Genomic DNA, 13,255 nt, shown 5'->3' with positions numbered 1-13,255 from the left:
GCGGCCTGTTTCCAGACCACCTTTCGAAACTAAATAATCAATATGTACTTTATTTTTTCAAGTCAAAGCGGTCAAGGTTCATCACCTTGTTCCATGCGGCCACAAAGTCACGCACAAACTTTTCTTGAGCGTCTGCGCATCCATAAACTTCAGCAACGGCTCTAAGTTCTGAATTAGACCCGAAGATGAGATCGACACGAGTACCGGTCCATTTCACTTCACCTGTCTTGCGATCACGGCCTTCGAACACGTTTTGAGAACCGGAAGTGGCACCCCACGTCGTTCCCAGATCAAGTAGGTTCACAAAGAAGTCGTTGGTGAGTGTCTCAGGTCGCTTTGTGAACACACCATGCTGTGCTTTATCAAAGTTGGTATTAAGAACACGCATACCACCAACAAGAACGGTCATTTCAGGTGCAGTTAACGTTAACAATTGTGCTTTGTCAATCAGCAATTCCTCTGCGGATGCTTTATGATGTGACTTCACGTAATTGCGGAAGCCATCTGCCGCCGGTTCCATCACCTCGAATGATTCCACATCAGTTTGTTCTTGCGACGCATCTGCACGTCCAGGGGTAAAAGGAACTTTAATATCATGGCCGGCATTCTTTGCTGCCTTCTCAATTCCCACACATCCACCCAACACAATCAGATCAGCCAGTGAAACCATTTTACCACCAGCCTGGGCGTTATTGAACTCTGTTTGAATTCCTTCTAGCTTGTTAAGCACCTCCGCCAACTCGTCTGGGTTATTTACTTCCCAATCCTTCTGCGGAGCGAGACGAATGCGAGCCCCATTGGCGCCGCCGCGTTTATCCGAGCCACGGAACGTCGAGGCTGACGCCCATGCGGTAGTTACCAACTGTGATACAGTCAAGCCAGAAGCAAGAATCAGAGTCTTCAGTGCAGCGATATCATTATTATCAATCAACGGATGTGTAACAGCCGGAATAGGGTCTTGCCAGATCAATTCTTCTGCGGGTACCTCAGGGCCAAGGTAGCGCGCAATTGGTCCCATATCCCGATGCGTCAGCTTGTACCATGCCCGTGCAAAAGCATCAGCAAATTCATCCGGATTCTCGAGGAAGCGTCTGGATATTTTCTCATAGACAGGATCAAATCTCAGGGCGAGGTCGGTGGTCAGCATCGTTGGCGCGTGCTTCTTAGATGGATCATGAGCGTCTGGCACTGTACCAGCCCCCATACCATGCTTCGGCTTCCATTGATTCGCGCCGGCCGGGCTCTTGGTCAATTCCCACTCGTATCCAAAGAGATTCCAAAAAAAGTTATTACTCCACTTAGTTGGTGTAGTAGTCCATGCACCTTCCAGTCCACTGGTAATTGTGTGAACGCCATTACCGGTGCCTAAGGTGTTTTTCCACCCAAGACTTTGTTCTTCTATACCGGCGGCTGCTGGCTCTGCAGCGACGTATTTGCTTGGATCGCCAGCTCCGTGAGTCTTACCAAAAGTATGTCCTCCGGCAATAAGCGCCACTGTTTCTTCATCATTCATCGCCATACGGCCAAACGTCTCACGGATATCGCGAGCCGCCGCCACTGGATCAGGTTTTCCGTTCGGTCCTTCCGGATTTACATATATGAGTCCCATCTGCACAGCTGCAAGCGGATTCTCCAGTTCGCGGTCGCCTGTGTAACGTTCATCTCCCAACCATTTGCTTTCAGAGCCCCAATAAACTTCTTCCTGTGGTTCCCATGTATCTACACGGCCGCCACCGAATCCAAAAGTTTTGAAGCCCATTGACTCAAGCGCACAATTCCCCGCAAGCACCATCAAGTCCGCCCAGGAAATTTTTTTGCCATATTTTTGTTTAATTGGCCAAAGCAGCAAACGTGCTTTGTCAAGGTTTGCATTGTCGGGCCAGCTATTCAGCGGAGCGAACCGCTGTTGCCCAGCGCCTGCGCCCCCACGACCATCGGAAACGCGGTAGGTACCTGCGCTGTGCCACGCCATTCGGATAAAGAAAGGCCCATAGTGACCGTAATCCGCTGGCCACCATTCTTGCGAAGTAGTCATCAACGCAAAAATATCTTGCTTAACAGCCTTTAAATCGAGCGACTTGAACTCTTTTGCATAGTCAAAGTCTTCGCCCATTGGATTAGAAAGGGAAGATTGTTGGCGAAGAATATTCAGCTTCAACTGGTTTGGCCACCAGTCACGGTTTCGCGTTCCACCACCGGCGGTTGTCTTTAGCGCGCCGCCATGAAACGGGCATTTTGCTTCGCTGTCATTAACCTTTAATGACTTTTGCTTAATAGGGGCACTGTTTTCCATTTTTAATTGATTGGTGATCTTATTGAATGAGTTTTTATAATCTGTGTACAACATTACGGCAGTTGTACTAATAAATCAAATTGATTATTTTTATAATCTTATAGCCATTCTCTATGACCATAACGCAGCTGGAATATATTGTTGCCTTAGACACCTGCCGGCATTTTGTGCTCGCATCCGAAAAATGCTTTGTCACTCAGCCTACCTTGAGCATGCAAATACAAAAGCTGGAAGAAGAGCTTGGTGTGAAAATTTTTGATCGCACAAAGCAACCTGTTATCCCTACCGAAATTGGCATTAGCATCATTGCGCAGGCGCGTACAATATTGCGTGAAGCCAACATGATCAAACAACTTATCAGTGACAAGAAAGATACCCTTACCGGTGAACTGCGCATTGGAATAATTCCCACACTAGCACCCTATCTGTTGCCTCCGCTCTATAAATACATGCGAGAGAAATACCCCCAGATAAATCTTATCATCCGGGAGGCCATCACCGAAGAAGTAATCCATGAACTCAAAAATAACCGGCTCGACTGCGGTATCGTGGTAACGCCATTAGAGGATGCTTCAATAAAGGAAGACATACTCTTTTATGAAGAACTTTTTGTTTATGTCTCGAAAAAGAATTCTTTGAGTGACAAAAAGTACATCCTGGCCAATGAAATTGATCCCAGCCAACTCTGGCTGTTGGAAGAAGGACACTGCTTTCGATCGCAGATATTAAACTTGTGCGAATTAAGAAAAAGCACTGATTTTCATTTCAAGTATGAAACTGGCAATATTGAAACGCTCAAACGCATGGTAGAAAAAAGCGATGGTATTACCATCTTACCAGAGTTGGCGGTTATGGAATTTAGCAAGCCGCAGTTGAAGCTCGTCAAACGATTAAAGGATCCAACTCCCGCACGGGAAGTTAGTCTTGTAACGCATCGTGATTATATTAAAAGCAGGCTCATTAAAACATTGAAGGAGGGAATTTTAAATATAGTTCCTGCCCAGATGCAAAAGCTGCACAATAAAAAGGTAGTGGAGATAAATTATTGACTGATAAGTTTACAACATTGGCAGGGTTATCATCTTTCACAATAGTCACCACGTTATAGGCTTCAGGCCATTTCCCATTGTGCAAAATGCGACACAGGTGTCGTAGCGATCGTACACCGGTATACTTCAAAAACACAATCGATCATGAAGTTACAATCTCATATATCCGCTAACAACGAATAGGTAACCTCAATGCTAAATACTGGCTATTCAGCGAATTGCCATTGCTAAAAATTACTATATTTCGAAATTATGCGATTTGCACCGTTGCTTTTATTGATCTTATTGTTGATCTCGTTTCATGCTATCAGTCAGAATAATCAAGGCCTCCGGTTTATTCAAAACAAAGGCCAATGGAATGAAGAAATTGATTTTCAAGCCCCATTACAAGGTGGACGCATAGGTGTTTCGGCAAATGGTTTTTCTATTCTACTGCTCGACATGGAGGAAATGGAGCAACGACATTTGACAAGTCATCATGCAGTTAATGAATCAAATGGACAACCGGATACCGAATCGATCAACGGACATTATTTCCAGATAAACCTTCTAGGATCGAATCAGCACGCAAAAGCAGTCGTGGAAACGCCGTTGGATGGACACTACAATTACTTCCTTGGCAATGACTCTTGCCGGTGGGCAACGAATGCGTTGGCTTTTGCATCAATTCTATACCAGGATGTTTATGATGGCATTGATTTTCGTGTATCGTCGGTCGGGAACAATCTGAAATACGATTTCATAGTAAAACCGGGAGCCGACCCAACACAAATTAAAATTGAATATTCCGGCGTAGACGGCATTGAAAAAACAGAGGACAATTTACAGATCGGAACCGCGATAGGATCACTCACGGAGCTAAAACCCTTTTCATATCAGGTCAATGGCTACCATAAACAAACCGTACCAAGCGAATACCTGCTTGACAATAACATTGTTTCTTTTTCTTTTCCAGCCGACTATGACGCGTGCCGTGAGTTGATCATTGACCCGCTGTTGATTTTTTCAACTTACTCCGGCTCAACAGCAGACAATTGGGGAAGTACCGCAACACCGGGTGAACATGGTACGCTTTATTCTGCCGGGGTAACACGTCAAGATCTTGGTGGCTCATTTCCTGCCACCGTTGGCGCATTTCAAACTGCCAATCATGGAAGTTTTGATATGGCTATTATTAAATATGATTCGGCAGGAACGAAATTTTTGTATGCAACGCATCTCGGCGGCGCTAATAACGACTCTCCGGAAAGTCTTGTAGTTGATAAAACTTCTGGTGATTTGGTAGTATTAGGTATTTCCAGTTCCCCAGATTTCCCTACAGGTTCAAATGCTTTCGACAATACATTTAATCTTGGCACCACTATATTTAATCGCGTACTCAACACCAACGACCAATGGGACATTGTGATCACAAGATTGTCTCCCAATGGAAATCAATTGGTGGGATCAACATTTCTTGGAGGATCAGGCAATGATGGCCTCAACTTGCCTAAACAATCCGGCGGTGCATTGGTGGTGAACTATGGTGATGAGATGCGTGGCGATGTGATTACCGACGAGAACGGCAATGTGTATATCAGCTCCGTGACGGGATCGAATGATGTACCAATCGTTAACGGCTTCGACGCAACCTTTAACGGTGGGACTACGGATGGGCTGGTGGCTAAACTGACGCCGGATCTATCATCCATGGTGTGGTCCAGCTACGTGGGGGGATCAGGTTTTGATGCTGCTTATTCTATAAAATTCGATAGGGATAAAAACATTGTTTTAGCCGGAGGAACTACCAGCGCTAACTTTCCGGCAACGTCTGGCGCTTATCAAACTGTCTTTAATGGTATCGTTGACGGTTGGATTGCCCGTCTGTCCGCCGATGGAACCACCCTCATGAATGCCACGTTTACAGGCACTACGTCGTTCGACCAGGTTTACTTTGTAGATCTCAATGCAAATGGAAATATATTTTGTTATGGTCAGACAGCTGGCCATATGCCCATAACATCCGGTGTTTACAGGAATATAAATAGTGGACAGTTCGTTCAAAAATTTTCTCCTGATCTGAGCACATTGGAATTCTCAACCGTTTTTGGTTCTAGCTCCGGAAGCGGACTGGTCATACCCAATATCTCACCAACGGCTTTTTTAGTGAACGACTGCGATAACATCTACATGGCGGGTTGGGGAGGCTTTGTCAATTCAAGTTCTGAAACAGGCTTCTGGCAGAGCACCACCAACGGTATGCCTATAACCAGCGATGCCTATCAGAAAACCACATCCGGTTCTGACTTCTATTTCATGGTCCTTAACGGAGACGCTACACAGCTTGTGTACTCCACTTACCTGGGTGGCAATTCCTCAAAAACACATGTGGACGGAGGAACATCGCGTTTTGATAAATACGGTATCGTGTATCATGCCGTGTGCTCCGGCTGCCAGTTTGGTAATACAACCGGCCAGGCATCATCTGATTTTCCAACCACTGCGCGTGCTAAATCGCGCTTAAACCGTAGTGCGAATTGTAACAACGCAGCATTCAAATTCGATTTGTCATCACTGCGGGCAAATTTTCAGACCAATTCTTTAGATCTAACGACACCAGGATTTAATAATGTTTGTTATCCTGATTCTATCGTATTCCAGAATCTCAGCACAGGAGGAAAAACTATTAGCTGGGATTTTGATGATGGCACCGTTCTCGTCCAACAGCACACCGACCTAAGATTGCCTATTCATCAATACAAACAAGCTGGCCAGTATCATGTGAAGCTTAAAATTACGGACCTGAGTACGTGTAGTCAGACCGATTCTATAACCAAAGTCATTAATTATTTTAAACCTAATATAACCGTGGGTGATGATGGAATGGTGTGTGAGGGTAGCAGTTTTCAACTCACAGCAGACGGTGGCGTTCACTACACCTGGACCAGTGAAGATGGAACATTCACGTCTTCTCAACAGTCTCCAACGGTTCAGCAGTCCAAGGCAACATCCTACTTTGTGACCGTGGTGGATGCCAATGGATGCTCGAAAAAAGATACGCTGTTCGTAGGCTTCACGCCAAATGTTCGCGCTTCTTTCCAAACCTATAATCCCGATCTTTCCATACCTGACTACAATAATGTCTGCTATCCTGACCCCATACGATTTAAAAACCTTAGCGCGAACGGTGTGTATTTTATCTGGGATTTTGGAGATGGAACAGTGCCTATTCAAATGAATGATTCAATTTCTATTATTCATGAATACCAACAGCCAGGTGTTTATCAGGTAAGGTTAAAAGCCATCAATCCCACCACTTGCAATCAGGAGGATATCGCTGTAAAAACGATCAACTACTTTAAGGATAAAATTCAGGTAGGCAACGATGGAGAAATCTGTGAAGGAGCTCAATTCCAATTAACGGCCACAGGAGGGAGAGTGTATTCATGGACCAGTGAAGATCATTCGTTTACTTCATCCAGTGCTTCTCCACTTGTGCAACCGCTCGTCTCCACACTGTATTTCGTTACCGTGACTGACGTGAACAATTGTATCAGGAAAGACACCGTTCAAGTAGCAGTGCTGGATAGTGTCGACTTAAAATGGGCACATCGTTTGGAAGGCAACTGTATCGATCGTCCTTCGCTGGCAGTTCAAAACCTGACAACCCTAGCAGATGACATAATGTTTCGCTTTGACTTTGGAGATGGAACAACGTCAAACGAAACCGAGGTCAAGCATGTGTATGAAAAAGATGGTTCGTATGCTTTGAGATTTATCGCGCAAAAAGAATTCTGCTTGTTTGAAGAGGTTGTACAACTTCCAGTCTATAAGCTATTAGTTCCTAATGTATTTACACCTGAGGGCTCGCCTGGCTATAACGATAATTTTGAGATCGGCTTCGGCACCGACATGATAGCGCCTGCCGATGCGGGATTACCCATACAACTAACTGTTGTCGACCGGTGGGGCAAGGAAGTCTTTGAATCGCAAGACTACAAAAATGATTGGAATGGGCATGACCTGGTAGGGGGCGTCTATTATGTACATATCAAGGTTGGAGATCTCGCGTCTTGTAAGAGCTGGTTGCATATAGTGAAATGATATGCTGTAGCAAACAAAACTTGGAGAATAACGAATTGCAAAAGTTAACGATAACTAATTTTGTGATACTAAGAGCAGTAGGATTTGCCTACAGAGAAGCAGGGGCGTAGAATTTTTTTTGTAGGTAAACACACATTTAAAGTCATAATTCCAATTTAATAAATAGTTGTCCAAATGCCCAGGCGAATTCTACTCTTCATTTTGTTTGGCTTTTCTGTCGGCCACATCATGGCACAACAAAGTTTGAGTGTAAATGCCAACACGCCAAGCTCAACTAATACGGGCGTCGATAAATTTTACTATGGTAACCGAAATGATCCGCCGCGCGCAATCGAGTTTAAGGAGAAAGCCGTTAGTGTCTCTTACTTCCTGACCAATATCAATCGATATTTTAATATACCGGCCGAATTCACTTTTATAGAAGTGGAATCGAATACCGATCACCTTGGTATGCGTCATCGCCTGTTGCAACTATTTTATAAAGGCATTTTAGTGGAAGGCATGGGCTACAGGGTTCATGAAAAGGATGGCTTTATCACCGCCGCTAACGGTAGAGCAGTACGCGATCTCATTCTGGATACACAAACTACTATCAGCGAAGAAACAGCATTCCAACTGGCCATCAACTATCTCCATACAAAAGATAGCGTTTTCAGGCACGGTAAAAAATTGATCGTCTCTAAAGGATTTACATTCGCACCCGAAAGTTTCTCCGTCGCCTTCCAATTCGATATCGATGTCTCGCTGATCGAACAATGGAGAATCTCTATTGATGCACGCAACGGGAGATTGATCAATAAGGTTAGTCTGGTAAACAGCTGCTTTAAAGACCCACTGCCACCGCTTCCCTACGGCACCGGAACTGGCCTGACAAGGTATTATGGAAATAAAACGATTCAAGTTGAGAAATATCAAAACGGTTCTTCGCGCCTGGTTGGTCGGACAAAAAGTGGAGGAGCCATTGAAACCTACGATTTTCATCATGCTAGTTATTTAGCGTGGGCTTTTGGCCTTAATGTTCCTGTGTATGACTTCTATTCCGCAAATAATATTTACAACAGCTCATATCAACAATCGGCAGTGTCGGTTCAATGGGCAGCCGAACATGCCTATGACTATTATTTAAAAAAGCATAACCGTAATAGCTTTGATAATAATGGCGCTGCAATTATATCTTATGTGCACGTCGATCAAAATTTTAATAACGCTTTTTGGTCGCGTAATAAATTACTTTTCGGAGACGGCAGCAACAACAATCCATTGGTTGAACTAGATATCGTGAGCCATGAACTTACTCATGGCGTAACGCAATTTGAAGCAGGCCTTCAGTACTATAACGAGTCAGGAGCACTCAACGAATCGTTTTCAGACATTTTTGCTAAAGCTGTTGAGTTCGAAACATTCGGTGATACTGCCACCTGGCAGTTGGGCAAATACTATCGCGATGGTGGGTTGCGGGATATGAGCAACCCCAATCGGCGTGATCAACCTGACACGTACGCTGGTGACATGTGGTATACGGGCTTTGAAGACAACGGCGGCGTGCATTACAACTCCGGTGTACAAAACTTTTGGTATTATCTTTTATGCGAAGGTGGCAGTGGCGTAAATGATCATCAGGTAAGTTACACAGTAAATGCGATCGGTATTGACGCCGCCACAAAAATCACTTATAGAAATTTAACGGAATATTTAAGTAATTCATCCGACTATCTTGATAGCCGCATTGGATCATTGTTGGCTACAGCCGATTTGTATGGTAAAAACTCCGCAGCTTATCAGCAAGTCGATAAGGCTTGGGATGCAGTGGGGGTGATAGATGAGCCGATTATTACCAGCCTGGAAGTATATGACATCACTGGCACGACCGTAAAGCTAAAAGGCAGCCTGCTGCCACGTGGCAATGTCGTTACATACCATTTTGAATATGGAACAACACCAGCCCTTGGAAGCTCATCCACGGAGTACAGTTATACCAATAACATCGAAGGTATGCTGACCGGATTGCAAAGCGAGACCAAATATTATCTAAAACTTGTGGCCACAAATGAGAACGGAAATACTTCTTATGCGTCCGGATTCACTACCATTTCGCTTGCGCCTTTGGTAAAGATAAAACAGACCGTTGACGTAACAACATCCACAGCAATTTTACATGGCGAAATAAATCCCAATAGTTTACAAACTTCATTTTACTTTGAGTATGGACCAACCGATGCGTTGGGTTTAGTAACGCCTACATACCCGCTTTCAAACGGCACGGAGTTTACGGACGTTTCGGCACCCGTGGCAAACCTTCTTCCGAAGCAAACTTATTACTATAGGTTGGTTGCCACTAACAGTTTTTCATCTTCCCACACCGAGTCGGTAAGTTTCTTTACGGCCGTAAAACCCGTAATCAGTTCTTTTACCCCTGTAACGGCACGCATAGACGCAGAAGTTACGATTACCGGACAGAACTTTAACGCAGTTTCGGAAAAGAATTTAATTTACTTCGGCGCCACCCGTGCCGTAGTATTATCTTCAAGTTCCACACAAATAAAAGTGAAAGTGCCGTCGGGCGCATCATTCGGTCCGATATCCCTGGTAGATGGTCAATCAGGCCTGGCCGCGGAATCAGGGCAGGAATTTGTACCAACGTTTGAAGGTGGATTTAAGAAAGGAAGTATGCATCTGAAGGTGGGCATCAACGACCCTGCCATTTGGAGACCTTTGGTGCACGATATGGATGGCGATAACAAACCAGATATCGTTACCATTCATTACCAGGGATTTTCGATTTTTCAAAATGTAAATCAGGGAGGTGATATCACAGAGGAATCCTTTATTAGAAATACATTTCCTGTCCCGGACTTTGAAACCAGTGCGGATTTTCAAGTAATTGATCTCGACGGCAATGGTCTCAAAGATGTAGTGGGGCGTTCTCCAAACGGGCTATGGATTTATCCGAATTTGTCTGTGCAAGGTTATATATTTTTCGGAACACCCGTGCATTTGTCCTTCAACAGTTATTTGAGTCAAATAACGTTCGGTGACTTCGATGTGGATGGCCGCATCGATTTTGCCGGTATCCATTCGCTGCCGGGTGGAAGTGGGCAGTTCACAATTTACAGGAATCAAAACCCAAAAGGAACATTAGCAGCCGATAACTTCCCACTTCAATACACGAAGGTTTTACCCTACTACATAGAATATCTAACAGCGGCTGATTTGAACAATGATGGCAAACCCGATTTAATGGTAGGTGTAAACTATAAAAAATTTGTGCCGATCCTAAAAAACAACAGCAATCCAGGAGCTTTTGAATTTGAGGAAGGTATTGTTCAGGATCCCAACAGGGGAGACCGATTTGTTCGATATTTTTCCCACGACGTAAACCAGGACGGCTGGCGGGACATTATAGCACACTCGCCATACCTGACTGAAGACATGACCATCATGGAAAACAAAGGGACTTCATCAACGATTTCGATGGAAACGCCAACTGTTGTCCTGGCCGATAAAGTCCAGTCGGCCGTTAAGCCTGCTGACATTAATGGAGATGGGAAAGTGGATTTTGCGGTCGGTTTTTATAATAGAGAACTTCTTTTTCTCGAAAACAAAATAGGAACGGGGCAGCACCTGTCAAATTCTTCTTTTGTCCCAAATGAAGTGTTCGGTCTGCCTGTACCAGGTACGGGAACTGCTGATATGAGAATGGCAGTTGGTGATTTAAATGGCGACGGCAGACCAGATATCGTTAATGCATATTCCTATAATTATGGCCCTCATGACGGATACCAAATGGAGATATGGCAGAACTCGTCAAATAATAATTGCGTCGACCCCTCGCTCATTACCGTTAGCGTATCAAACTCCACAGCAACGATAGTGCTTCCTCCTAATACAACGGTGGATCAATTCGAGATGGTGTATGGTTCTGCCAATGATACTCATCGGTGGACGGTTTCCTCGACCACGCTATACAACCTTTCGCCCGGCTGGTCTTACGAACTTAAGGTACGCGCCAAATGCTATCTTGGCTTTACCGGTTACCATTATATAAATTTTACAACGGATTGTGTAAATACAAATAATTTTTCGCTAACCGGTATCGGCGTTAATTCTATCACCATTGCGACATACGATTACAGTTCATACGAGATACAATATTCTCCAGCCGGAAAAGACCAATGGGAAACACAGCCTCGTTATGTAAACGTCATTTCAAATCTATTGCCAGGTACCACGTACGATATCAGGTACAGGGGCCATTGCAATACACCCGCTAATTTTAAGTATAAACAGTTCACAACCCTATGTCCTAAATTATCCACGCTCACCATCGCAGATATAAAGTACAACAGGGCCATGGCGAATTGGAAGAGCAACTATCAGGGAAATGCCATTCTTGAGTACAGCCCAGATAATGTTAACTGGACATTAATCGATGAATCAAGAACGATGGCCCAGCTTATCCCTGGGAAACAGTATTATGTGAGGGGAAAAATGGCATGTACAAATATCAATTCCGATTTTATCAACACTTCGTTCACGACGCCTTGTCCTACCGTTTCGTTAAAAGTTGAAAACGTTACACCTTTCAGCGCCAGGGTAAATTGGGTCGATGAATCACAAACCGGGAGCTACACGTTAACTTACTCGCTGACATCCGGCGGGCCAGTAAAGAAAGTGGAGACTAGTGCCACTTACTTTAATCTTGAGGGTTTAGCGCCAGGAACGCAGTATACCGTGTCCGTTGCGCCACAATGTTTGGCGACCAACGATTTTAAATCCATAACTTTCAGTACTGTTTGCTATGCGCCTTTTGATCTATTGGCGAGCGACATCACGCACACTTCAGTAGAATTATCGTGGCGTGATCATTTCGGTGGACTTCCGTATGCTGTCGATTATACAATCTCAGGTAATAATGTCTGGGAAACAAATAATACACCATTAACAAATATATCGCTTACTGACTTACGGCCTGGCACCCAATATGAGGTGAGGGTTCATATCACCTGTATAAGCGAAACAGCTCCATATGTTTCGATACGATTCGAAACCAGCCTTTATGAAGAAACGCGTCTTGCGCCAAATCCGACAGCGGATAAAATAACGATATACCCATCGAAAAATTTAATCGGAAATCATTTCATTATTCTCGACAACACCGGCAGGATAGTAACAGAAGGTGCCCTTCGAGATTACACCATCAACCTGTATAATTTTAACCCAGGTTTGTATACCCTGAAAATTGACGGAGAAACTCCGATGAAGATTGTGAAGCGGTAAAAGGGGACCAGGATTTTTGGTGGATTAAGAGATTGACAGGATTAAGAGATTTGAGGTACTATCTTTTGCAATTGAGCACCATGAGCAGCGATCTTTTCAGATGTGTGTTATTGCATGTTCGTACCTAGCGTTCAATCGGCATTCAGAGCAATTAACGCTGCGCATAGCCCCATCGGGGCGACATATCAATAGCGCGGGGTGGAGCCCGGCATATGGATTCGTGCAGTGTTAGCGCGCCACGGAAAACTCTAAATCGATCTTCTCATTCTCTGGCGCGCAACAGGTTCATTTCGATCGGGCGTAAATGTCTGAACTGTGATTTCTTGGATTAGAAGACTGTTAGAATTATGTTTTGCGATTGAGGCTCAATGATTTAAATCGATTCAGAGGGAATATTATATTTATTGCACCTCGTTCAATCGGCACACCATAAAATTAAGGCTGCGCATAGCCCCATCGGGGCGACATATCAATAGCGCCGGGTGAAGCCCGGCGTTAGGATTCGTGCAGTGGTAGCGCGCCACAGAAAAATCTAAATCGATCTTCTCATTCT

4 protein-coding genes are annotated in these 13,255 nt (G+C 44.4%); 3 read left to right on the top strand and 1 reads right to left on the bottom strand.

What is annotated here, in order from left to right; genetic code table 11:
- Nucleotides 1–49: 49 nt before the first annotated feature.
- Nucleotides 50–2,293 carry a catalase/peroxidase HPI gene (gene katG / locus P2W71_RS15525; protein ID WP_276372191.1) on the bottom strand — a complete coding sequence of 748 codons (2,244 nt, stop codon included), beginning with the start codon at nt 2,291–2,293 and terminating at the stop codon, nt 50–52.
- 113 nt (nt 2,294–2,406) lie between these two features.
- On the opposite strand from katG, the gene P2W71_RS15520 reads away from it, so the two are divergent.
- From P2W71_RS15520 to P2W71_RS15510, 3 genes are all read left to right on the top strand, one after another.
- Nucleotides 2,407–3,342, top strand: coding sequence for a LysR substrate-binding domain-containing protein (locus P2W71_RS15520; RefSeq protein ID WP_276372190.1), 936 nt, complete (start codon nt 2,407–2,409; stop codon nt 3,340–3,342).
- Nucleotides 3,343–3,594: 252 nt separating this feature from the next.
- The gene (locus tag P2W71_RS15515; protein ID WP_276372189.1) at nt 3,595–7,425 is read left to right on the top strand and encodes a PKD domain-containing protein; all 3,831 of its coding nucleotides are present in this window, start codon (nt 3,595–3,597) and stop codon (nt 7,423–7,425) included.
- A gap of 174 nt (nt 7,426–7,599) precedes the next feature.
- The gene (locus P2W71_RS15510) at nt 7,600–12,702 is read left to right on the top strand and encodes a M4 family metallopeptidase (protein WP_276372188.1); all 5,103 of its coding nucleotides are present in this window, start codon (nt 7,600–7,602) and stop codon (nt 12,700–12,702) included.
- The last annotated feature ends 553 nt before the right edge of the window (nt 12,703–13,255 follow it).

It is taken from the genome of Chryseolinea sp. H1M3-3, from assembly GCF_029360725.1.
Classification (GTDB): domain Bacteria; phylum Bacteroidota; class Bacteroidia; order Cytophagales; family Cyclobacteriaceae; genus Chryseolinea.
This window is presented reverse-complemented; position numbering and strand designations above follow the sequence as displayed.